Here is a 23,357-nt window from a genome sequence, read left to right as displayed (position 1 = left end):
ACCGCGCCTCTCACGTTAAAATCACCTAGTCATGTCCACCAAAACCCTCGCCCTTATCCACACTTCCGCCACGCTGGTGCCCGTGTTCCAGCAGCTTTGCGCCGAGCATTTACCGGGCGTACAGGTTTTCAATATCGTCGACGACAGCCTGGTGCGCACCATAAACCGCGAGGGCTCCCTGACGCCCGCCGTGGCCCGGCGCGTGGTGGGCTACGTGAACTCGGCCGAAGAAGGCGGGGCCGACTACGTGCTGGTGACCTGCTCGTCCATCGGTGCGGCGGTGGAGCAGGCCGCTGGCCTCTCCGGCGTGCCCGTGCTGCGCGTCGACCAGCCCATGGCCGACCAGGCTGTGCAAACCGGCCGGCGCATCGGCGTCATCGCCACGCTGCCCACCACCCTCGGCCCCACCGCCGACCTCGTGCAGCGCCGTGCCGCCCGCGCCGGCCAGGAAATCGAGTTGACTTCGGTGCTCTGCGAAGGCGCTTTCGAGGCCCTGATAAGCGGCAATGGCGTCCAGCACGATGCCATCGTATCGGCAGCCCTCAAGGAATTAGTGACCAAAGTCGACGTCATCGTACTGGCCCAGGCCAGCATGGGTCGGGTGGTCGATGCTCTGGACGCGGCCGACCGGGTGGTGCCCATCCTGGCCAGCCCCGGCATTGCCATCCAGCACCTGGCTTCGCAACTGGTGTAGGGGCTGGCCCCACCCGAATCGTTGCCCACTACGCAGTCCATGCCGGGCGGAGGCAAGCCCCGCCCCCACCCTCTTTATTGCCCCAGTTCATGAATCGACTTTTTCAGCTTTGTCTGGTTGTGGCTGGCCTCGCGGGCGTGGCCTTGGTGGTGGGCGTCAGTCAGGACAATGCCGCGCTTTGGCAGCCGGCCGCGGTGCTGGCGGCAGTAGGCCTGGCCCTGGGTTTCAAAGCGGTGCCGCTACTGCGCAGCTACCAATACACCGCTTGGATTATCGTGGCCGTGGTGGCGGGCATGGTGTACCCCGACGCATTCAAGCAATGGGGTGGCGTGGACTTGCGCAACAAATGGCTGATTCTGGTGGTGGTGCAACTGGTGATGTTTGGCATGGGTATTCAGATGAGCATCCGGGACTTTTCCGGACTCGGTAGCACGGGCAAAGGTGTGCTCATTGGGCTACTGTGCCACTTTTCGGTAATGCCGCTCATGGGCCTGCTGCTCACCAAAGTGTTTCACTTCGAGCCGGAAATTGCGGCTGGCATCATCCTTATTGGCTCTTGTTCCAGTGGGTTGGCGTCGAATGTGATGGTGTACCTGGCGCGGGCCAACATGGTGCTTTCCGTTGTCATCACGGCTATGGCCACGCTGGCGGCCCCTTTCCTCACTCCTTTATTATTGAAGCTGCTGGCAGGCACACTCATTGAAGTGAAGTTTGTGAACATGATGATGGAAATCATCAAAATCGTGCTCGTGCCCATCATGGCCGCTTTGTTGCACGACTACCTGAAAACGGCCGCGCCGCAGGGCCGGCGCACCGTGGGCCTGCTGGCCGGATTGGGCGTGCTGTGGCTGGCCGCGCTGCCACTGGGCTTGGGGGCTGCGCTGGAGCGCAGCTTTACTACTCCCGAACTGCTCCAAGCAATCGAGATTTTCAGCTTCCTTGTGGCGGCGCTGGTGGTGGGTGTACTCTATCATCAATTGGCGAATAAATTGCCTAAAATCGATGAAGTGATGCCTTACTTATCTATGTTCGGCATCATCTATTTCACGGCCGTGACTACGGCGGCTGGGCACGACAACTTGCTGCGGGTGGGCTTCCTGTTGTTCCTGGCTTCGGTGCTGCACAATGCGGCGGGCTATTTCTTCGGCTACTGGCTCAGCCGGCTGTTTGGGCTTGATGTGAATTCGGCCCGCACGGTGGCCTTTGAGGTTGGGCTGCAGAACGGCGGCATGGCCTCGGGCCTGGCGGGCAGCATGGGCAAGCTGGGTACGGTGGGTTTGCCAGCCGCCGTGTTCAGCCCCTGGATGAATATTTCGGGTTCTATTCTGGCCAATTACTGGCGCAAGCGGCCGGCGCCGACGGCGGCCGACGCCCCCCCAAATCTATACAGCGTTGCGGCGCTATCGGATAGATAATTCCGGATGATACCTTCTTGCCGCTCAGCAAGCCCAAAGCGCCGGGAACGATTGCGTGACGTTTTTCAGCTCTTTTGGCCCGTTTTATCGCCTGATTTGGCAGCTCAGCTAAGCATCTAAAACAGCCTCAATGGTATCCTTAGGCCACTTTTAGCTATGATTGGCGGCATTGTTAATGAGAACTTCATACTCATGATAACATCCTACAATAAGTTAGTTAAAACTGACACATTGCCCTTCTACAACGTGGATAACTTGCTGCTCTTCTGAAGCTATCCGCAAATCATGAATCACATAGTGCGAAGCCTGTTTCTAACAGGTTTTCTTTCGGCAGTTTTCGTTCTTCCGGCCTCGGCGCAGGCACCCGCACCCACCGAAACCAAGGAGGCGGCTTATACCCGCACCATCACGGAGCGAGCCGCCAAAATCGTGGGTAAGATTGATGGGCTGAAGGCGAAGGACTCGGTGCAGGTGCGTGACCTTATTGCCGACCAGTACCGCGCCCTCAACGACATCTACGAGCAGCAGAAAACCCGCAAGGCCGCCCTCAAAGCCCAGCCCGCCACCGATGCCACCAAAGCCGAGCTGGCCAGGGTAGAAACCGAAACCACCGCCGCCCTCGACAAGCTGCACCCCCAGTTTCTCAAAAAGCTCAGCCGTCGCCTCACCCCGGCGCAGGTCGACCAAGTGAAGGATGGCATGACCTACGGCGTGCTGCCCGTTACGATGACGGCCTACAATGACATGCTGCCCAACCTCACGGCCGAGCAGCGCGCCCAGATGCTGGCCTGGCTCACCGAAGCCCGCGAGCACGCCATGGACGGCGGCACCTCGGAGCAAAAGCACGCCTGGTTCGGCAAATACAAGGGCCGCATCAACAACTACCTCTCCGCCGCCGGCATCGACATGAACCAGGCCGGCAAAGACTGGCAGGCGCGCATCGCGGCCCGCAAAGCCGCCGAGGCCTCCCACTGATTTCACTCTTCACCCTTTTTCTCAGTTTAACCCACCAAACTGTTATGGCCCACTCCTTACCCAAATCATTGCCGCTTTCGGCCGTGCTCCCCAAGCGGTTCGCCTGCGCGCTGCTTGTGGGCGGCACCCTGCTAGGTGCGGCCCAGGCACACGCTGCCGCTACGTCCCCACCTGTTCGCACCTCGCCCAAGAGCGTGAAAGTCGGCTTTACGGGCTTGGTAAAAGACGCCAAGGGCAACGCGCTGCCCGGTGTGACGGTGCTCATCAAAGGCACCAAAACCGGCACCAGCTCGGGTGCCGACGGCACTTTCCATTTCAACCTGCCCACGGGCAACGAAATTCTGATTTTCAGCTTTATCGGCTTTAAAACCCAGGAAGTGGCCGTAAACGGCCGCACTACCCTCGAAATCAAGCTGGAAGACGACAACGCCGCGCTGGAAGAAGTAGTGGTGGTGGGCTACGGCACGCAGACACGGGCGAGCCTGACCGGAGCCGTGGCCACCGTGGACATGAAGGCCATCGAGGAGCTGCCGGTGGGCAGCCTTTCCACGGCCATTGCCGGGCAGTTGCCGGGCGTGGGCGTGAGCGGCGGCTCGGGCCGCCCCGGCGAAAAAGGCCAGATTACGGTTCGTAACCCCGTGACGCTGGCCAAGGACGGCAGCGCCACGCTGCGCCCGCTCTATGTGATTGACAACGTAGTGCGCTCGGAAGAAGACTTCAACCTGCTCGACCAGTCGGAGGTAGAGGCCATTTCGGTGCTCAAGGACGCGGCGGCGGCCATCTACGGCGCCCGCTCGAACCAGGGCGTGGTGGTGGTGCTCACCAAGCGGGGCAAGGCCGGCCCGGCCCGCTTTACCTACAGTGGCTCGGCCGGTGTGTCGGACGCAGTGCGCCTGCCCACAATGATGAACGGTGTGGAGCAGGCCAACTTCATCAACGACTACAACATTTACCGCGGCACGGCGGCCACTACCCCCGCCGTCCTCTACGCGCCGGACGAACTGGCCTACTTTGCCAATAACAGCACCGACTGGCTGCGTCAAGCCTGGAAGCCCTCCCTGGTAACGCGCAACGCCCTGAACGTGAGCGGCGGCGGCGAGCGGGCCACGTATTTCGCCAGCGTGACGTACAACCGCCAGGACGGCAACTTTGACAAAATCCTCTCCGACAAGTGGACGTTCCGGGCCAGCACCGATGTGAACGTGGCCAAAGGCCTACGAGCAGGTCTTTCGTTGAGCGGCGACATCTTCAAGCGGAGCACCTACTACTTCAAGCAGGGCCAGGAAAGCGTGGAAAACGACATGCGGTCGCTGATGTTGACGCCGCAGTTCGTGCCCTTCTACATCAACGGCGTGCCCAACTATACCGCGCTGAACAACACCACGAACTCAATCGACGCCACCAACTTCTTCGAGGTGCAGAAGTCGAATAACTACACCTCGCAGAACAACACCGGCCTGAACCTGACGGCCAACGTGGAGTACGACATTCCGTTTTTGAAAGGCCTGAAGGCGCGGGTGCTCTACGCCCGCACCCTCGACAACACGAACGGCAAGCAGTTTGGCACCAGCTACCAAGTGACGGAATTTAAGGGCCTGGGCACCAACAAGCACATTCCAGGCGGCGAGGTGCTGCAGCAGCGCACCCTCAAAAACGGCGACATCGTGCGCTTGACGCCAGGCTATACGGACTCGTACCAGTTCAACGGCTACCTGAACTACGAGCAGCAGTTTGGCAAGCACTACGTTTCGGCCCTGGCGTTCTTCGAGCAGTCCGAAACCTCCGCCGACGCATCCGAAGCCTATCGCACGGGCGTGGTGCCGGGTGGTCTCGACAACATCCGCTTTGCCACGGGCGACTACTTCAACAACGAAACGGCCTCTGAAACCGGCATTCTCTCCTACGCCGGCCGCCTCAACTACAACTACGCTAACAAGTATTTCGCCGAGCTATCTGTGCGCTACGACGGCTCCACGGCCTTTGCGCCGGAGTATCGCTGGGGTTTGTTCCCGTCGCTGTCGGCGGGCTGGGTGATTTCGGAAGAAAACTTCTTCCCCAAAACCCCGGCCGTGACCTTCCTGAAGCTGCGCGGCTCGTTTGGCCTGCTGGGCGGCGACGGCACCAAGCCCTACACCTGGCTGGAAAGCTACCAGTTCCAGGCGGGCAAAGGCGCGGTGTTCGGCGGCGACAGCAACCCCCGCACGCTCGTCATCACGCCCAACAACGCGATGGCCAACCGGCGTGTACGATGGGACAACAACGAGAAGTATAACGTGGGCATTGACGCGCGCTTCCTGAACGACCGGCTGTCGTTCACGGCTGATGGTTTCTACGACCACCGCTACAACCTGCTCACCAACATTTCGTCGTCGGTGCCGCTGCTGGTGGGGGCCACGCTGCCGTCGGAAAACTTTGCCACCGTGGACGCCTTCGGCTATGAGCTGTCGCTGGGCTACGGCGACAAAATCAACAACGACCTGACGTACCGGGTGAACTCCTTCTTCACTTGGAGCGACAACAAGCAGGTTAAAGTGGATGTGGACCCGGGCAAGATTGGACAGTACGACGACCCCACCGGCCGCTCGAGCGACCAGGGCGTGCTGGGCTACAAGTACCTGGGCATGTTCCGCACGCAGGCCGACGTGGACAAGTTCTTCAGCGACAATCCCAACCTGGACAAGAAAACGTACTCATTCGGCGAAGAGGCGAAACCCGGCATGCTGTACTATCAGGACATCCGCGGCCCCAAAGATGCCAACGGCAACTACACCGCGCCCGACGGCAAGGTGACGGACGTGGACGTGATGTACCTGACCCCGAAGGCCAGCAACCACTACAGCATTGGGCTGAACCCGAGCATCAGCTACAAGGGCCTGACGCTGCAGGTAACCATGGGCATGTCGTGGGGCGGCCAGGATTTAGTGGAAGGCTCGGCCCGCAACAGCGTTAGCTCTAGCTTACCAATCACCCAAAACAGGCCGGCGTTCTGGGCCGACCACTGGACTCCGGAAAACACCAACGCTGCGTTCCCGGCCCCCTCTACGTTCAACAGCTACAACCGAAACTCGGAGTTCTGGTTCCGCAGCTCCACCTCGGCCAGTATGCGCAACGCCACCGTTTCCTACAGCCTGCCCACCGCCCTCGTGAGCCGCATCAGCCTCAGCAGCGTGAGGGTGTTCTTCGTAGCCGTCAACCCCATCAACTTCTACAATCCCTACAGCTACAAAGTGTACGGGGGGGCGTACGACTCGTACCCCACGCTCCGCTCGCTGTCGCTGGGTCTGAATGTTGGCTTTTAAATTCCCACTGAACTCATGAAAATTACCCGCATTGCTACGCTGCTCGCGCTTTCGGCTTCGGTGCTGACCGTGGCGGGCTGCAAAGACGTCCTCGACAAGACCGACCTGTCGGCCGCCAGCGAAGAGTTGGCTTACCAAAACGAGCAGGTGGCCTTTCTCAACCTGAGCTACATCTACGACCAGAACCTGCCCGGCTGGTTCGGCCAGAGTGGCACCGGCATTGGAGCCACCAACCCCAGCATTCTGTCCGAAGAAGCCGCCGGCGACAGCCCCTACCTGCAGGGCACGGTGCAGCAGAACACCGTGACGGACTTTGGCACCGGCCTCGCCGCCGCCTCCAACGCCAACTACACGAAAATCCGGACCATCAACATGTTCATCCGGTCCATTAGTAAGTCGCCCATTCCGGCGCAGCCCCGCAACGCGCTCAAGGGCGAGGCGCTGTTCTTCCGGGCCTGGCGCTACTTCGACCTGGTGCGCGTGTACGGCGGGGTACCGCTGGTGCTCACGCCGCAGGATGCCGTAGGCGAGGATGCCCGCGCCGCCGCTTACCTGCCCCGCAACACCACCACCGAGTGCTTCAACCAGATTACCGCCGACCTCGACTCGGCCATTGCTTACTTACCAGGCAAGTATTCGGGCAACGGCACCTGGGGCCGCATCACCAGCGGCGCGGCCGCAGCCTTCAAGGCCCGGGCCTTGCTTACCGCCGCTAGCCCGCAGTTCAACCCCAGCGATGATGCTACAAAATGGCAGAAGGCCTTTGCGGCCAGCCAGCAGGCTAAAGCCATACTGAGCGCCAACGGCTTCGGCCTCTTTACCTCGGCTGGTGCCAATTCCTACTCCCAGTTGTGGTTTCAGGAAGTCAACAACCCGGAGGCCGTGATGGTAACGGGCTTCAACACCGTGGCTAACGGCACCCAGCCTGCCAAAAACAACCAGTACGATAACAGCACCCGGCCTTCCTACACCGGCACTGGCGGGGGTTCCAACCGTCCCACCTGGGACCTGGTGCAGGCCTTCCCGATGCTCGACGGCAAAAAGCCGGGCGAATCGACCCGCTATCCCTACACGGTGCAGCAATTCTACAAAAACCGGGACCCCCGGTTTAGCCAGACCATTGCCTTTAACGGGGCCACCTGGCCGCTAAATGGCAACAACAACTACAAAATCTGGACCTACCTGCGACTTAGTGGAACCACCGCGACCAGCGTGGAACCCGTGCCTGCCAGCGCCACACCCACCAGCTTCTACCTGCGCAAAGCCATCAGCCCCACGGCCCCGGCCAATGCGGTGAACATCGTGGGCACCGACTGGATTGAGATTCGCTACGCTGAGGTGCTGCTGAACCTGGCCGAGGCCGCCTGCGGAGTGGGCAACCTCACCGAGGCGTACACCCAGCTCCGGGCCATTCGGGCACGGGCCGGCATTGAGTCGGGCGGCGGTGAATACGGCCTGCAACCCGGCATGAGCCGGGCGCAGATGTTCGACGCCATCCTGTACGAGCGGCAGATTGAGCTGGCTTTCGAAGGCAAGCGCTTCTGGGACTTGCGGCGCTGGAAGAAGATGGAAACCCTCAACGGCAAGCGTCGCGAAGGCCTCATCATTACGCTGAAAACAACCGGCGTACCCGCTGACTTCGCCACTAACCGCGACAACCTCGACCTCGATTTCGTGTACACCAACTATTTCACGCTCACCACCACGCCTACCTCTAACGTGCCATTAGTGAGAGTACTGGACACGCCTGCGAACTTCACCAATGGCGGCATTCTCTGGCGGCCGGAATACTACTTCTTCGCGCTGCCGCAGCAAGCCATCGACAACAACCCCAAGCTGGCCCAAACCAACGGCTGGCCTGGCGGGTCTTTCGACCCACAGCTGTAAGCATAACGAGTTGAATACCTAGCTTTACCCGCTCCCCAATTCGCCGCCGTTCAAGCTGAACGGCGGCGAATTGTTATGTAGAGGCCTCGGCATACGTGCCGGGTCCTACTTCTTTTCTGTACTTCGCTTCTTTCACTTCTATGTTTAGTTTAACCGGAAAAACGGCCGTCATCACCGGTGGCGGCAGCGGCATTGGCCGGGCCATTGCGCTGCTATTTGCCAAGCAGGGTGCCACCGTGCACATCATCGAATTGAGCGCTGAAGCCGGCCAGCAAACGGCCGCCGATATTCACGCCGCTGGGGGGCAGGCGCAGGTGCACGCCGCCGATGTAAGCCAGCAGGCAGCCGTGGTGGCCGTATTCCAGGCCATTGGCCGGGTCGATGTGCTGGTGAATAACGCGGGCATTGCGCACGTCGGCAATGTGGAAACGACCTCGGAGGCTGACTTCGAGCGCGTGTACCAGGTGAACGTGAAGGGCGCTTACAACTGCCTGTTTGCCGCCGTGCCGCTGATGAAAGCGCAGGGCGGCGGCGCCATCGTGAACATGGCCTCCATCGCGGCGCACGTGGGCCTCACCGACCGCCTGGCCTACTCCATGAGCAAGGGCGCGGTGTACGCCATGACGCTCTCGGTGGCCCGCGACTACCTCAGCGCCAATATCCGCTGCAACAGCATCTCGCCGGCCCGCGTGCACACGCCTTTCGTCGACGGCTTCATCGCCAAAAACTACGCCGGCCGCGAGGACGAAATCTTTGAGAAGCTCTCCCAGAGCCAGCCCATCGGCCGCATGGGCCAGCCCGACGAGGTGGCCGCCCTGGCCCTCTACCTGGCCTCGGACGAAGCCGGCTTCGTAACCGGCTGCGACTACCCGCTGGACGGTGGGTTCATTAAGCTAAACACTTAAAAAAGGCGCGGGCAAATTCCTTACAGGACACTCCATAACAGTGATGCACCGCGCGGCAAAGCATCTTTACCCTGAAGCATATCAACTGCGACAACAAAGCGGTGACGATGCTTTGCTACGCGCTGCATGACGACCTAACCAAGGCGCTTAAACCTATTCCGTTCATCTATGAAACTCATTCGCTACGGCCAGCCCGGCCAGGAAAAGCCCGGCGTCATCATCAACGACCAGAACTACGACGTCTCGGCTTTTGGCGAGGACTACAACGAAGCGTTTTTTGCCACCGACGGCATCCAGCGCCTGGCTGACTTTCTGCAGGCTGACGACAATGGCCTCACCCTTATCGCCGATGGCGAGCGGCTGGGCCCGCCGGTAGCCCGGCCCTCCAAAATCCTGTGCATTGGCCTGAACTATGCCGACCACGCCCGCGAAACCGGGGCCACGCCCCCACCCGAGCCGGTGCTGTTTATGAAATCGACCACCGCCTACGTGGGACCTTTCGATGATTTGGTGATTCCTAAAAACTCGGTGAAAACCGACTGGGAAGTAGAGTTGGCCGTCGTTATCGGCAAGAAAGCCTCCTATGTGGAAGAGGCCGATGCGCACGAGTACATTGCGGGCTACGCGCTGCACAACGACGTATCGGAGCGCGAATTTCAGCTGGAGCGCAGCGGCACCTGGGACAAGGGCAAGGGCTGCGACACCTTCGCGCCGGTAGGCCCGTTTATGGCCACGCCCGATGAAATCGGCGACGTGGACAACCTGCGCCTCTGGCTGAGCGTGAACGGCCAGATGATGCAGGACGGCACCACGGCCAACCTGATTTTCAAGATTCCCTTCCTCATCTCCTACCTCAGCCAGTTCATGACGCTGCTGCCCGGCGACATCATCTCGACGGGCACGCCCGCCGGCGTGGGCCTGGGCATGAAGCCACCCGTGTACCTGCAGCCCGGCGACGTGGTGGAACTGGGCATCGATGGCCTCGGCACCTCGCGCCAAACCGTGAAAGCGTATGGCCAGAATTGACGCACACCAGCATTTCTGGCAGTTCGACCCGGTACGCGACGCCTGGATTGGAACCGACATGGCAGCAATTCAGCGCGACTTTCTGCCCACTGACTTAGCGCCCATCCTGCAGAAGCACGGCCTGGATGGCTGCGTGGCGGTGCAGGCCAGCCAAAGCGAAGCCGAAACCGACTGGCTGCTTCAGCTGGCCGGGGAGCACGACTTCATCAGGGGCGTGGTGGGCTGGGTCGATTTGCAGGCGGAGAACATTCACGAGCGCCTAGCCCATTACAGCCGCTTCGACAAGCTGAAAGGCTTCCGGCACGTGCTGCAGGGCGAAGCGGACCGCGCGCTGATGCTGCGAAACGAGTTCCGGCGCGGCGTAGCGGCGCTCTACCAGCACGGCTTCGCCTACGACCTGTTGGTGCTGCCCGACCAGCTGAGCTACGCGGCCGAACTAGCCGCGGCGTTTCCAGCCCAGCCGTTCGTGCTCGACCATTTGGCCAAGCCGCTCATCAAAGCGGGCGAAATAGAACCGTGGCGGCGCGACCTTCAGGCATTGGCCGCGCACGAAAATGTGCTGTGCAAAATATCGGGCATGGTGACGGAAGCCGACTGGCAGCACTGGCAACCGGCCGATTTCCGACCCTACCTCGACGTTGTGTTTGAAGCCTTCGGGGCCAACCGCGTCCTGTTTGGCTCCGACTGGCCGGTGTGCAACGTGGCCGGTGGCTACGGCCGCACGCACGCCTTGGTGGCCGACTACGTCGCGCGGCTTTCGACCGGCGAACAAGCCCGCTTTTGGGGCGGTAACGCAGTGCGCTTCTACAACCTTGCTAACTGAATAAAATGGATTTACAGCTTCAGGATAAAGTCATTATTGTTACCGGCGGGGCCAAGGGCATCGGCGAAGGCATCGCGCAGGTGCTGGCAAAGGAAGGAGCTATTCCGGTCATTATTGGCCGTAATGCCGCCGATAACCAGCAGGCTGTGGCCGCCATCGAGGCCGCCGGCGGGCAAGCCTGGCAAGTAGCTGCAGAGCTGGCCGAACCTGACGCCTGCGCCGCCGCTGTGCAGGCCGTGGTGGCACAGTTTGGCCGCATCGACGGCTTGGTGAATAACGCTGGCGTGAACGACGGCGTGGGCCTGGAAAACGGCGACTACGCCGGCTTCATGGCCAGCCTGCACCGCAACGTGGTGCACTACTACCTCATGGCCCACCACGCCCTGCCCGAGCTAAAGAAAGCGAAAGGCGCCATCGTCAACATCACCTCCAAAACCGCCGAAACCGGCCAGGGCAACACCTCCGCCTACGCCGCCGCCAACGGAGGCCGCAACGCGCTCACCCGCGAGTGGGCCGTCGAATTGCTCAAATACGGCATCCGGGTGAATGCCGTGATGGTGGCCGAATGCTGGACGCCCGCCTACGAAACCTGGATTAAAACCCTGCCCAACCCCGAGGAAAAGCTGCGCGAAATCACCAGCAAAATCCCCCTCGAAAACCGCATGACGACCGCCGAGGAAATTGCCAACACCACGGCCTTCCTCCTCTCCAGCCGCAGCAGCCACACCACCGGCCAAATCCTGCACATCGACGGCGGCTACGTCCACCTCGACCGCGCTTTGGCAAACGCTTAAGCAATGAGGCCCAGCTGTCGTTCTGAGCAGCGCAAAAGCCCTCACCACATTTGAACCAGCTGCATTACCGCCAGTCGTTCACCGGTGCTAAGGTCGTTCGCGCTGCTCAGGATTACAGATAGGCCCAATCACTACCTCATCACCTTGCCATTTCATCAGTGAATACCCTAGTCTGCACCGAACCCGGTCATTTCAGCTACGAAACGCGCCCGGCACCCACCCCCGCGCCGGGCCATGCCTTGTTGCGCATCCGGCGCATTGGCATCTGCGGCACCGATTTGCATGCGTTTCAGGGCACCCAGCCGTTTTTCAACTACCCGCGCGTGCTGGGGCACGAGTTGGCTGCAGAGCTGGTAGATGCCGGCGGTGCCGCTGGCTTTGACCCGGGCGAGGCCGTCACGTTCATCCCGTATTTCAACTGCGGGCACTGCGTGGCTTGCCGCGCCGGCAAGCCCAACTGCTGCACCCACATGCAGGTGTGCGGCGTGCACGTAGACGGCGGCATGGCCGAATACCTGACCGTGCGAACCGACCTCCTGCTGCACGGCGAAGGCCTCAGCTACGACGAGTTGGCGCTGGTGGAACCGCTGGCCATTGGGGCGCACGGCGTGCGACGCGCCGCCGTGCAGCCGGGCGAGTTTGTGCTGGTAATCGGGGCCGGGCCCATTGGGCTGGGCATTATGGAGTTTGCGCGCATCGCCGGCGGCCACGTCATTGCCCTCGACATCAACGAGCAGCGCTTGGCGTTCTGCCAGGAAAAGCTGGGCGTGACGCACACCATCAATGCGCTGGCACCGGATGTGCTGGAGCAGCTGGCAGCCATCACCCAAGGCGACATGCCGACGGTGGTGATTGACGCGACAGGCAGCCAGAAGGCTATTCTGGGCGCTTTTCAGTACCTGGCACACGGGGGCCGGTTTGTACTGGTGGGCCTGCAAAAGGGCGAAATCAGTTTTTCGCACCCTGAGTTTCACAAGCGCGAAGCCACGCTGATGAGCAGCCGCAACGCCACCCGCCAGGACTTCGAGCACGTCATCCATTCCATGAAGCAGGGCTTCGTGAAGCCGACTACTTACATCACGCACCGCGTACGCTTCGACGCAGTAAAAACTGAGTTTGAGCAGTGGCTGGACCCGACCAACGGCGTCATCAAAGCCATAGTGGAGCTGGACTAATTAGTAGTTCATCTTCCTTACCCTAAGCTCTGTAGCGGTTTCGGCATCACTGGCAAGTAACGCGAACTTTCAGTCCGTGTCCCCGCGCCGCTTGGTAGTCGTTCCAAGATGCGAAGGGAAAGTTCGCGCTACGGCCCGGCCGGCACATGAATGCCGGAACGGCTCTAAGCCCGTCACGCCTCGGCATGACGGGCTTTTGCTTACTATCAACTGCACAACCCGGGAGATGCACTATTAGTCCGTTGTTATCGCACAACGGCAGTTTGCACCAGCGGCCAGTTCCGCAGGGCAACGCTTTTTACCACGGTCCGTCCAATCGCTCCACAGGAAAGGTCGACTAATAATGGTCATCAAACGGCTTGGGGGTGGGGGCCCATCCCTCCGCAGGCAGAACTGGCGCAAACGTGGCTGATGGCTGGATGCCTGGAGCGCTGCACCGAGGGGCTGAGCAGCTCAATTGTTCTATACCAACAAAATTTTGGCATTGTGCCTATCGGAATCGTTGCCGTCAACTATCGAAACCGATTGCACTGAATTTTAGTCTTTTAAGAAGATATTTTAGGCAATAACGTCTTAAGTGAGTACTTACTTTTAATGGCTGATGAGTTGGATTAAATCCTGCTTCATCAGCCATTTACTTTTTTATCCCACCCAAAAAGTCTTCGCTATGAAGGAATTTCAACGCGCTTTTTTTACGCTCATCGCTGCATTTGGCAGTCAGTTTATTGCGGCGGCGCAAAACGCGCCAGTACCTATTGAGGCCGAATCCGGCATATCGGCCGGGGTGCTGGCGGCAGGCGCTACCACCGGCGACTGGGCCACGCGCAACGCCAGCGGCGTAACGTACACCACCAGCCTGAGCGACGTATCGACCTATGCTGGTGTGGGCGGCGGCACCTTCCCGGCTACCGATGCGCGGGTGCTGAGCTACACCGTCACGTTTCCCGGGCCCGGGACTTACGACCTCTACGCCCGCATACGCATCGGAGCCAATGGCGCCAACGACGACAGCTTTTTTGAGCCCACCAGCCTCGGTGCCAAAAGCCCGACCACAGCCAGCGACTGGACGAGCAGCAACAACATCTACAACATCGGCTACACCGGTGCCACGCAGGTAGTGGACGGTGGCGGCGGTTCAGGCACGGGCGTTTGGAAGTGGATTAATTTCTCGAAATACAGCTTCGGCGGTGCGGCTTTGGTCACCTATACCGTCACAGCCGGCAACCTTACCCAGACGTTTCAGATTGGGGCGCGGGAAGACGGTATGGACTTCGATAAGTTCGTTTTTGGCCAATCGGGCCTGTATTTCACGGTGGCTAACCTCGATGCCGGGCAGCAGGGCTCGGTGACGCCGCCGGTCACGTTCATTCCCACCGGCACGCCCATTGCTACCGGGAAGCCCAAGTACCTGGGCAGCGCCCATAGCGCGCAGCAGGCCCCCTATTTCGGGGTGTACTGGAACGCCGTAACGGCCGAAAACGGCGGCAAATGGGGCAGCGCCGAACCCACTCGCGGCACCTTCAACTGGACCGATTTGGACGCGGCCTACGCCATGGCACAAACAACCGGCGGCCCTTTCCGCATGCACACCCTCGTCTGGGGGACGCAACAGCCCTCCTGGATGGTTGGCCTGTCGCCGGCCGACCAGCTGATAGAAATAAACAACTGGTTTGCGGCTGTGGCGGCCCGCTACCCTAAAATCGATTTCGTTGATGTGGTGAACGAGCCCACGCACCAGCCCCCGGTAGTGCGGGCGGGCGTTGCCGACTGCGGCGGCTACATTGGGGCCTTGGGCGGCAGTGGCGCCACCGGCTGGGATTGGGTCATTACCTCCTTCCAACTGGCCCGCCAGTACTTCCCCCGCGCCAAGCTCATGCTGAACGAGTACAGTGTGGAGAACGAGCCTGCGCGTGCGGCTACCTACGTTACCATTGCCAATCTGCTGAAGGCCCGCGGCCTTATTGATGGCATAGGCATTCAGGGCCACTCCTTCTCCCTGCTGCCTACCTCCACGGCTTCTATACAGAGCAATATGGCCACGCTGGCGGCTACCAACCTGCCCCTCTACATCACCGAGTTTGACTTGGATGGGTTGAATGACGCGACGCAGCTAGCTGACTATCAGCGTATTTTTCCCTTGTTCTGGGAAAACCCGGCTGTACGCGGTATCACGCTATGGGGCTACCGCGTGGGCCATTGGCGCACGGCGCAAGGAGCCAACATCGCTAATGCCGACAACACCGAGCGCCCGGCCCTGACCTGGCTGCGCAGCTACGTGGCCAGCACCTACACCGGCCCCATGTGGACCGGCACCAGCAGCGCCGCTTGGAACACCGGCAGCAACTGGATATCGGGCTCGAACACGCCCGACAACTCGGCGGTATCGTCGGCCACCACCAATACGGTACCAGCTGCTACGGATGACGTTTTCTTCCCTAGCTACGCGGCCAATCAGCCCTCGGTAAGCGGCACCCAGGCTATCCGGAACGTGACACTAGGCACCGCCTCTTCGCTGACCACCACGGCCGGCAGCACGCTGGCGATGACCGGCAACCTGACCAACAACGGCGGCACGCTGCCCGGCACCGGCAATGTGCTGCTGGCCGGCACCGGCTCCCAGACCATCGGCGGTTCGGCGACGTCCACCTTCCCCAGCCTGACGGTGGGCGCCACCGCCACGGCCAGCCTGAGTGCGCCCGCCCAGGTGCGCCAAGTGCTCACCCTCAACAGCAACCTGACCACCAACGGCCAGCCGTTCACGCTGCTTTCCGATGCGACGGGCACGGCCATGGTGGTGAACAGTAGCGGGAGCGTGGTAGGCAATGCCACCGTGCAGCGCTACATCGACCCTTCGGCCAATGCTGGCCTGGGCTACCGCCACTACAGCTCGCCAGTGGCCAGCACCACCGTGGCCGACCTGGCTACCAGTATTTTCACGCCGGTGGTGAACCCGGCTTACAACACCGTGGGCAATACTGTGACGCCTTTCCCAACGGTATTCAGCTACAACCCAACGCGTCTCACGGCCTCGGCTTCGGCCGCGACCAGCGCGTTTGACTACGGTTGGGAGTCGCCCTCGTCGCTCGGCGATGTGCTAAGGCCTGGCCAGGGCTACACCGTGAACCTGAGCGGCTCGCAACTGGTCGATTTTGTGGGGTCGCTGAACAACGGCAGCCTCAGCCGCGGCGGCCTCACGCGCAACGGGCTGCCTGATGGCGGCTGGCAGCTGCTGGGTAACCCCTACCCTGCCCCACTCAACTGGGACCTAGTGAACACTAGCGGACTCGATGCGGCCGTGTACGTATTCCGCTCCAGCGGGCCCTACGCGGGCACATATGCCAGCTACGTACCCGGTGGTGCCAGCACCAACGGCGGCACCAATCTGCTGGCCAGCATGCAGGGCTTCTTCGTGCGGACCTCCTCGGCGGCAACGCCTGGCGCTATCAATTTCACCAACGCGGCCCGGGCTACCCCTTACGCCAGCCCGGTTTTCCAGCGCAGCACCACCTACCCGCTGGTGCGCCTTGATCTGCGCGGCACCTCCGGCGCGGCCGATGAGGCAGTGGTTTATTTCAGCAGCAACGCCACCAACAACTTCGATGCTACCGCCGATGCCTACAAGCTAACGGTTGGCAATGTGCCCGTACTGGCCACTGAGCTGAGTGCCACGGACCTCTTGTCCATCAACGGCCTGCCCAACCTGACCGCGGCCGATGTAACCGTGCCGCTCCGCGTGAGTGCCCCGCAGGCTGGCCGCTACACCCTGCGCGCCACCGAACTGCTGAACCTGCCCGCCGGCCGCTACGCCTACCTGCGCGATGCCCAGGCGGGCACGATGTTCGACCTGAGCCAGCCCACCGGCTACACTGTGAACCTGGCGGCCGGCAACGCTGCTTCCGGCCGGTTTAGCCTGGTAATTACGGCCAACCGGGTGCTGGCCACGGCGCCGGCTTCCATCAGCCAGCAAGTGGCGGTGTACCCCAATCCCGCGCACGGCGGCAGCATCTCGCTCAGCTTGCCAGCCACCCTGGGCGGGCATGTTTTGGAAGTGTCGCTGCTGAATGCACTGGGCCAAACCGTGCTGCATCAAACCCTGGCCGCCAGCGCCGACCTCGTGCGTCCGCTCACGTTGCCCAGCTTGGCCCAGGGCATCTACACGGTGCAGCTCCAAACGGCTGCCGGCACCATTAGCAAGCGCCTGACCATCAACTAGCCACTTTTCCGCTCGTTCTGTGCCCCGGCCGCTACATGGGTTGGGGCACTTACGCCGGACTTCTCATCATCCATTCCTCCCACCCATTCCGATGAAAAAATCTACTTTTCAGCGCTTGACTCTGGTTACCGCCGGGCTCTGGCTGACTTCGGCCGCGTTCACGGCAGCGGTGGCCCAGCCGGGCAGTGGCGGGCCCGGCCCAGGTACCCCCACCGTCGACCCCACGGCTGTCCCAATCGACGGCGGTGCTTCGCTGTTGCTGGCCGCTGGCGTGGGCCTGGGCATCAAGCGGCTACGTGAGCGCCGACGGGTACACCGATAACTGGCTATTTCTATCCCCTTTCAAGCGACGCCCTCTATTTCGAGGGCGTCGCTTTTATTATTAGAGCTGTTTGAATTAGCGGAGCGAATACCCCGAAGCGGTGCCTCGACTGAACGGTACCCGGAAAACAGCCTCCAACAAGGTCCTAACGCGAGCCGAAGCACCGTTTCAGAGTATTCGTTTGGCCGCTGCTTGGCTAATGCAATATTTTTTAAGGGAATGCAGCAAAAATAAATTGCTATAGCCTCCCTTGATGCAAAGCGCTGCACTCACTCAGCAAAGCCGGCTGATGATAAGCAGCCTATGACAGGTGGCCAATACTACTTATAAGGGCTTACGAATGGCACCCATGAGCAGTTAGTAGGCTATGAATAACATGGTTAGCCGCATGTTTATATTTTATTAATATATTTGTTTTTATAAATATAAACACTGTGACTTTTCACGGAAAAGGCAAAGCCACGCAGCCCTTGAGCACAACTTGTTGAAATTTAAGCATTAACCCTTATTGCAACCCCTATCAATCAGCTTCCGAACTATAAGCCACTGAGAACGATGAACCCTCTTGACATTCTTAGGAAAACGTTGGCGGGATGTCTGTTACTAAGCACCGCTTTGGCTGCCAATGCCCAGTTCAGAGGCGGTGTCGACGATGGAACGCATTTTAGCCAAACCAGCAACCAGTTACTGGGCCGCAACATCTTTCTGGGCGGTATCGACGATGGCACCAGCTTCGGCCTAGCTGCTAGTCAGCCGTTCGGCCGCAACATCTTCCTAGGCGGCATCGACGACGGCACTAGCTTCGGCCTGGCTGCGAACCAGCCATTCGGCCGCAATATCTTCCTAGGCGGGATTGACGACGGCGCTGCCCTGAGCCTGACTACTGGTCAGCCATTCGGCCGCAACATTTTCCTGGGCGGTATCGACGATGGCAGTAACAGCAGTCAAGTCCCTGCACAACCTCTTGGCCGCAATATTTTCCCGGGTGGGGGTAACGATGGTTGGGCAATTGCTTTTAAGTCGAAAGATGACACGCCGCTGCCCGTTACGCTTACCGATTTTAGCGGCCACTGGCAGCAGAACGATGCCCTGCTTCTCTGGCAAACAGCCACCGAAGTGAATACGTCGCATTTTGAGCTTGAACGCAGCTTTGATGGCAACACCTTCGCACCCATCCAGCGCATCGCAGCTGCCGGCCAAAGCACCAGCCCTAAAAACTATCAGTACACGGATGTAGCCGTTAATACACTGCTGCCAGCTGGGGCTGCTTATGCCTACTACCGGCTGCGCTCGGTGGATATAAACGGCGCGGCCACCTATTCCGGCGTGGTAGTGCTGCAGGCAACCCGCAGCAGCAAAATTGAATACGCTGTTTTCCCCAATCCAGCCCAGGATGTGGTGACGATTACAGCCACAGCATTACCTGCCACTGGCGGGGCTTATATCCGCTTGGTCGATGTGACCGGCAAAGTGCTGCTGCTACAAAAAATGACCTCGGACCGCCAGCAGATTTCGGTGTCGGCTTTTGTCGATGGGCTTTATTTCCTGCAGCTTATGGCTGCTGATAAAGTTGTCTACACTCAACGAATCATCATCAGTAAATAATTGAAAATGAAAAGGTTTTTCTCCTTACTGGCCTTGCTGTGTACTGCGCTCATTGGCCGGGCCAATAACGTGCAGATTACCGGGGTAACGACGACCGTTGCCGGCAGCACAACAACCGTGAACCTCAACATCAGCTGGGAAAATAGCTGGCGCGGCGGCCCGGCCAACAACTACGATGCCGTGTGGGTATTCATAAAATATTACGACGACAACAACATCTGGCAGCCGCTGAAAATGACGGGAAACAACGTCACGGCTCCCAGCGGCCTGACCGTTGATATTGCCTCCGATAAAGCCGGCGCGTTTGTTTACCGCAGTACCGATGGTTCCGGTAGCATCGCCAGCTCATCCATAAGCATCGGGGTAGAGCAAAAGGCGGGCTCCTTTGATGTCAAAGCGTTTGCGCTGGAAATGGTCTATATTCCGCAAGGGCCTTTTTGGGCAGGCTATAATAACAGCATCGGGGCCTACAACTACGGCGATGGCAGCAGCCTTGCACCCTTGCTAATCAATAGTGCCTTTCCTCCCGCAATGGGCAATGCTCCCGGCCAGCTGTGGGACCCGCGGGGCACCGGCACTTTAAACTCCAGCTTTCCTACCGGCTACAATGCGTATTACATCATGAAGTACGAACTGTCGCAGGCAGGCTATCGAGATTTTTTGAATTCCATTAGCTACAACAATTCCGACTTCCTGAAAGAGCGTTCGGACCTGACCGGCACAAACTACCTGACCATCGGTACCAAGCTCTTTCCGACAGGCGTAAGAAACAACCTGAAAGTAAGAAGCAGTAGCATCAACGTCGGATACGTGGGGGCTGACGCGAACAACAATGCGAACACAAGTGCAGCCAACTGGAATGAAGCAAACGATGGCGAGTGGACGGCCTGCGGTTCCTTGTACTGGAGCGATGCGGCCGCTTTTCTGGACTGGGCCTGCCTGCGGCCCCTGACCGAGCTGGAGTATGAAAAAGCTGCCAACGGCCCTGACGTCCAGGTGTACCCCCGCTTTGCTACCGGCACCTACATTATTCCGCCCACTGGCGCAATAGCCAGCGCCTACACCAGTGCGGAAAGCCAAGTACGGACGTCAACTACCAACTACATTAACACCTCCGATGGGACCATTCTGGCACCGCTGCGCAGTGGCTATGCCGCCGATGCCACCTCCGACAGGAAACGCTCCGGCGGCAGCTACTACGGCGTAATGGACCTGAGCGGCAACCTGTGGGAGTATTGTGTAACAACCAGCAATGCAGCCGGCAGAAGCTTTAGAGGCAATGTCGGCGATGGCATCTTATCGATAACCGAAGGCCGGGCTAACCAGAACAGCTGGCCGGGGGTGAAAAACACCGTAACCAGTGCCAACACCACGGGGGAAGTTCTCAAAGAATACGTAGCAGGCATTGGTATGAAGGGCGGCAGCTTTGTCGACAGCTACCAAGCTGCGGTTACTTCCATCTTACAAGACCCTATTGCTCCCGGTTCTCCCTCTGGGCCTCCAAACCGTTTTGCGTACCGAGGCTATGGGTGCAGAGGTGTGCGCCAGCCATAGAGCCCCTGCGTCTCTTTTCTTAACCAAATGCGAAACGGTTCTGGCATTATCTAAAAAGACATATTCCCTCAATCCAGCCAGATGAGCGGATTGCGCACCGGCAGGTTGCGCACCACTTCGGGCACCTCGGGCGCGTGGTCCAGCTTTTGCCAGGTGCTAAGCCAGGCTTGGTTGCCAAACTGCACCGCGCCGAACACCAGGAAGGGCTGCGCCACGGGCCAGTTTTCCCAGTGCATCACATCTTTGGGGAAGGGCCAGGCATTTTTATGTTGCACAAAGGGGTATAGGAATTCGATGCCTTTCCGGATGCTGCGGCCGTCGGTGGTTTGGTAGGCCCACAGGTTGTCGGTGGGTGTGCTCAGGACCTGGCAGAGCGTGGTCATGGCATCGAGGTTGAACAAGGAATAGCCGTAGGGTTTGGTGCGCTTGGTTTCGAGGGGAAAGCTGCCGTCGGGGGCCATTTGGGTGGGCAGATGCACGGTTTTGTAACGGGTGCGGCACAGAGCCAGCAGTTCCTCGTTGGCGGTGAGGCGGGCGAAGGCGGCCACCTGCATGGTCCAGCAGGTGCCGTGGTTGTTAGCCGCATTCATCTCCTCCTTGGCATTGGGGTGCGTGGTGAGCCAGGTCAGGTACTCGCTAAACCAGCTTTTGATACCCGCCAAATCGTCCTTGCTGAAGCTTTTGGCCGCCTGCATCGCCAGCACCCCTTGAGCCACTTCCATCAGCTGAATGGTATCGATGATGCCAATGCCGCGCCCGGTGAACTTACCCGAAATGGCCTGCGCATAGAGCAGCGAAGGATTCATCAGCGTTTGCGGGTCCGTGAACCAGGCCCGCAAATGCACCAGCGCATGGCGCACGTACTTCTCATCCTTCGTTAGCTTATAGGCCGAAGCCAGCGCGCCCACAATGCGGCTGAAGCGAATCATGGCCAGGCGGTGAGCCGTGAAGTTATCGGGGTTGGTGAGGCCATCTTTCTGGATGTAGGGGCCGCTCGGGTTCTGCGGGTCGGGCCACCAGTAGTCGCCTTCGGAGAAGAAATCGTGCGGGCCACCCGCGCTGCGCGCCGAGGTACTGGCCGTAACCGTTACGGGCGCCTGCTGCAAGGCCCAGGCGGCTTCCTTCAGCACGTAGGGCCGCAAGGTGCGCATGGCTTCCTGCCGGAGTTTGTCGGCGGGCGGCGGAGCGGTGGGGCGGGCGGGGGCAGTTACGAGCAGGACCAGGAGTAGCGTGAGAATCTGATATATCATGGCATTGAAAGCGAGCTAAAACGCCGAAACACGCCCTGCGGCTTCACCGCCGCAGGGCGTGCTGTAGCGCGGACTTTGCGAGTCCGTGCGTTGGCGGGGTTGTTCGTTTGGGCGCGGACTCGCAGAGTCCGCGCTACGCTAGCGCACGGTGCCGATGCTGCGGTGCGTGAAGGAAGTGAAGCCCAGGAAGGTCTTGTCGCCTGACACGCCGTAGGGGTCCTGGCGGTCGCGCAGGGAGGCTAGCTTGCTGGTGCCGTAGTAGTTGTAGGCCGTTTCGATGCCAGGAAAAATCTGGCTGCCGCTGCAGTTGCGGGAATAGCTTCCGGCTTCGGCGTCTTCGAACTTGTTCCAGCCGTTCTTGATGAGCTGGCCGTTGGCTTCGTAGAGGGCATTGTTGCCCTGGATGCGAGCGGTTTCGGCGGCGTAGGTCATGGCCGTGAGGGTGTATTGCGGGTGAACGCAGTCGCGGTCGCGCAGTTCCTTAATGGCCCCGTCGGAATACACCAGCTGGGGCATAATTTGCAGCAGGTAGTCGTAACCCGAGTCGTACACCGCCGTGCTGTTGAACCACACGCCCAGCGCCATTTTGGCGTAGCAGTACGAGGCCTGCCAGTTGTTGGTGTCGTTGATGGCTCCGGGCACGTTGTTGACGTAGTTGTTTTTCAGGTTGTTGAGGAAGTCCGAGAACTTGGCCACGTCGGTGGACGACCAGCCCGCGCCAGTACCATTCACCTGATAGTAGCGGATGATTTCGCCGGCCGCCACGAAGGTGGGCGCCACCCAGGCGGCTTCTAAGTAGGTTTGACGGAACTCGGTGGGGCTGCCGTCGGGCTTAGGCGAGGTGGAATAGCGCTGGAAGTTGTAGGAGTAGCCGTTCAGAATCTGCTTGGCCTGGTTGGCGTAGGTGCTGCTGCCGGTTTTCACCCAACGCAGGGCGCAGGCGTAGGCCAGAATGCAGTCGCGCCGAATCTGGTCTTCGGTGGGACTGCCGCCGCTGCCCACCACGTATACCACTGAGGGGAAACTGGTTGGCACCGAGTACTGGTTCATATAATCGGTGACCTTATTGTAGCCAGCCGTGCGGGTAGCATCGCCGGAGTTGGCTTGGCTGGCCACCAGGTTCAGGCTGGCGGCGCTTACCACCACGCCGGGGTGGCGGAAGGTGGTAATGGTAGAATCGGCGGTGTTGGTAGTAGCCGTGTCGGGCGTGGCAGCCTGTTCTTTTTGGCAGCCGCTGAGGAGGGCGATGGCAGTTGCCAAACCCAAGCGGGCAAGGCGCGGCAGAGCGATAAAATGCGTCATGGCTTTTTGTGGGAATTGAAGGATGGAAATGATGATTGTCAGGCAGCTCCGGGAGTTAGGCCATCGTCGGGGAGCAGCATAAAAGTAGAGTCATCGAGGTCCGATAAGTACCCACTCA

At 60.0% G+C, this 23,357-nt stretch carries 16 protein-coding genes; 14 read left to right on the top strand and 2 right to left on the bottom strand.

Features of this window, described 5'->3' with window-relative positions; all coding sequences use genetic code 11:
• Positions 1-31 precede the first annotated feature (31 nt).
• The 14 genes from J4E00_RS13830 to J4E00_RS13765 all read left to right on the top strand — a co-directional run bounded on the left by J4E00_RS13830 (position 32) and on the right by J4E00_RS13765 (position 20,687).
• Complete coding sequence (locus J4E00_RS13830) at positions 32-694, top strand: aspartate/glutamate racemase family protein (RefSeq protein ID WP_208175763.1); 663 nt, start codon at positions 32-34, stop codon at positions 692-694.
• A gap of 89 nt (positions 695-783) precedes the next feature.
• The gene (locus J4E00_RS13825; RefSeq protein ID WP_208175762.1) at positions 784-2,109 is read left to right on the top strand and encodes a bile acid:sodium symporter family protein; all 1,326 of its coding nucleotides are present in this window, start codon (positions 784-786) and stop codon (positions 2,107-2,109) included.
• 285 nt (positions 2,110-2,394) lie between these two features.
• Positions 2,395-3,084, top strand: a complete 690-nt coding sequence (locus J4E00_RS13820; protein WP_208175761.1) for a DUF3826 domain-containing protein — start codon at positions 2,395-2,397, stop codon at positions 3,082-3,084.
• A 44-nt stretch (positions 3,085-3,128) separates the two neighbouring features.
• On the top strand, positions 3,129-6,383 hold the full coding sequence (locus J4E00_RS13815; RefSeq protein ID WP_208175760.1) for a SusC/RagA family TonB-linked outer membrane protein: 3,255 nt from the start codon (positions 3,129-3,131) through the stop codon (positions 6,381-6,383).
• A gap of 15 nt (positions 6,384-6,398) precedes the next feature.
• Complete coding sequence (locus J4E00_RS13810; protein ID WP_208175759.1) at positions 6,399-8,270, top strand: RagB/SusD family nutrient uptake outer membrane protein; 1,872 nt, start codon at positions 6,399-6,401, stop codon at positions 8,268-8,270.
• Positions 8,271-8,410: 140 nt separating this feature from the next.
• Positions 8,411-9,175 carry an SDR family NAD(P)-dependent oxidoreductase gene (locus J4E00_RS13805; RefSeq protein ID WP_208175758.1) on the top strand — a complete coding sequence of 255 codons (765 nt, stop codon included), beginning with the start codon at positions 8,411-8,413 and terminating at the stop codon, positions 9,173-9,175.
• 168 nt (positions 9,176-9,343) lie between these two features.
• On the top strand, positions 9,344-10,201 hold the full coding sequence (locus J4E00_RS13800; RefSeq protein ID WP_208175757.1) for a fumarylacetoacetate hydrolase family protein: 858 nt from the start codon (positions 9,344-9,346) through the stop codon (positions 10,199-10,201).
• Complete coding sequence (locus tag J4E00_RS13795) at positions 10,188-11,024, top strand: amidohydrolase family protein (protein WP_208175756.1); 837 nt, start codon at positions 10,188-10,190, stop codon at positions 11,022-11,024. Before J4E00_RS13800 ends, J4E00_RS13795 begins: the two co-directional genes overlap by 14 nt.
• 5 nt (positions 11,025-11,029) lie before the next feature.
• Positions 11,030-11,818, top strand: a complete 789-nt coding sequence (locus J4E00_RS13790) for an SDR family oxidoreductase (protein ID WP_208175755.1) — start codon at positions 11,030-11,032, stop codon at positions 11,816-11,818.
• Positions 11,819-11,976: 158 nt separating this feature from the next.
• A complete protein-coding gene (locus tag J4E00_RS13785; RefSeq protein ID WP_208175754.1) occupies positions 11,977-12,993 on the top strand; it encodes a zinc-binding alcohol dehydrogenase family protein in 1,017 nt (338 codons plus the stop codon).
• Between the two features lie 667 nt (positions 12,994-13,660).
• Positions 13,661-17,206, top strand: coding sequence for an endo-1,4-beta-xylanase (locus tag J4E00_RS13780; protein ID WP_208175753.1), 3,546 nt, complete (start codon positions 13,661-13,663; stop codon positions 17,204-17,206).
• 91 nt (positions 17,207-17,297) lie between these two features.
• Complete coding sequence (locus tag J4E00_RS13775; RefSeq protein WP_236049764.1) at positions 17,298-17,528, top strand: PID-CTERM protein-sorting domain-containing protein; 231 nt, start codon at positions 17,298-17,300, stop codon at positions 17,526-17,528.
• Positions 17,529-18,143: 615 nt separating this feature from the next.
• Positions 18,144-19,133, top strand: a complete 990-nt coding sequence (locus J4E00_RS13770) for a T9SS type A sorting domain-containing protein (protein WP_208175752.1) — start codon at positions 18,144-18,146, stop codon at positions 19,131-19,133.
• 6 nt (positions 19,134-19,139) lie between these two features.
• Positions 19,140-20,687 (top strand): SUMF1/EgtB/PvdO family nonheme iron enzyme, encoded by a 1,548-nt coding sequence (locus J4E00_RS13765; RefSeq protein ID WP_208175751.1) that lies wholly within the window; start codon positions 19,140-19,142, stop codon positions 20,685-20,687.
• Positions 20,688-20,755: 68 nt separating this feature from the next.
• Here J4E00_RS13765 and J4E00_RS13760 read toward each other — a convergent pair whose 3' ends face one another.
• Positions 20,756-21,937, bottom strand: a complete 1,182-nt coding sequence (locus tag J4E00_RS13760; protein ID WP_208175750.1) for an alginate lyase family protein — start codon at positions 21,935-21,937, stop codon at positions 20,756-20,758.
• 138 nt (positions 21,938-22,075) lie between these two features.
• A complete protein-coding gene (locus J4E00_RS13755; protein ID WP_208175749.1) occupies positions 22,076-23,239 on the bottom strand; it encodes an alginate lyase family protein in 1,164 nt (387 codons plus the stop codon).
• Positions 23,240-23,357: the final 118 nt, after the last annotated feature.

Origin of the sequence: Hymenobacter negativus, assembly GCF_017571495.1 — a bacterium.
Taxonomy (GTDB): domain Bacteria; phylum Bacteroidota; class Bacteroidia; order Cytophagales; family Hymenobacteraceae; genus Hymenobacter; species Hymenobacter negativus.
Note: the sequence above shows the minus strand (reverse complement) of the source record. Positions and strands in the feature narration are given on the sequence as shown.

Coding starts and splice junctions, on each gene's coding strand:
- J4E00_RS13800 (WP_208175757.1), top strand. CDS start 9,344: ATGAAACTCATTCGCTACGGCCAGCCCGGCCAGGAAAAGCCCGGCGTC.
- J4E00_RS13775 (WP_236049764.1), top strand. CDS start 17,298: ATGAAAAAATCTACTTTTCAGCGCTTGACTCTGGTTACCGCCGGGCTC.
- J4E00_RS13765 (WP_208175751.1), top strand. CDS start 19,140: ATGAAAAGGTTTTTCTCCTTACTGGCCTTGCTGTGTACTGCGCTCATT.
- J4E00_RS13810 (WP_208175759.1), top strand. CDS start 6,399: ATGAAAATTACCCGCATTGCTACGCTGCTCGCGCTTTCGGCTTCGGTG.
- J4E00_RS13790 (WP_208175755.1), top strand. CDS start 11,030: ATGGATTTACAGCTTCAGGATAAAGTCATTATTGTTACCGGCGGGGCC.
- J4E00_RS13825 (WP_208175762.1), top strand. CDS start 784: ATGAATCGACTTTTTCAGCTTTGTCTGGTTGTGGCTGGCCTCGCGGGC.
- J4E00_RS13760 (WP_208175750.1), bottom strand. CDS start 21,937: ATGATATATCAGATTCTCACGCTACTCCTGGTCCTGCTCGTAACTGCC.
- J4E00_RS13755 (WP_208175749.1), bottom strand. CDS start 23,239: ATGACGCATTTTATCGCTCTGCCGCGCCTTGCCCGCTTGGGTTTGGCA.
- J4E00_RS13820 (WP_208175761.1), top strand. CDS start 2,395: ATGAATCACATAGTGCGAAGCCTGTTTCTAACAGGTTTTCTTTCGGCA.
- J4E00_RS13830 (WP_208175763.1), top strand. CDS start 32: ATGTCCACCAAAACCCTCGCCCTTATCCACACTTCCGCCACGCTGGTG.
- J4E00_RS13795 (WP_208175756.1), top strand. CDS start 10,188: ATGGCCAGAATTGACGCACACCAGCATTTCTGGCAGTTCGACCCGGTA.
- J4E00_RS13780 (WP_208175753.1), top strand. CDS start 13,661: ATGAAGGAATTTCAACGCGCTTTTTTTACGCTCATCGCTGCATTTGGC.
- J4E00_RS13805 (WP_208175758.1), top strand. CDS start 8,411: ATGTTTAGTTTAACCGGAAAAACGGCCGTCATCACCGGTGGCGGCAGC.
- J4E00_RS13815 (WP_208175760.1), top strand. CDS start 3,129: ATGGCCCACTCCTTACCCAAATCATTGCCGCTTTCGGCCGTGCTCCCC.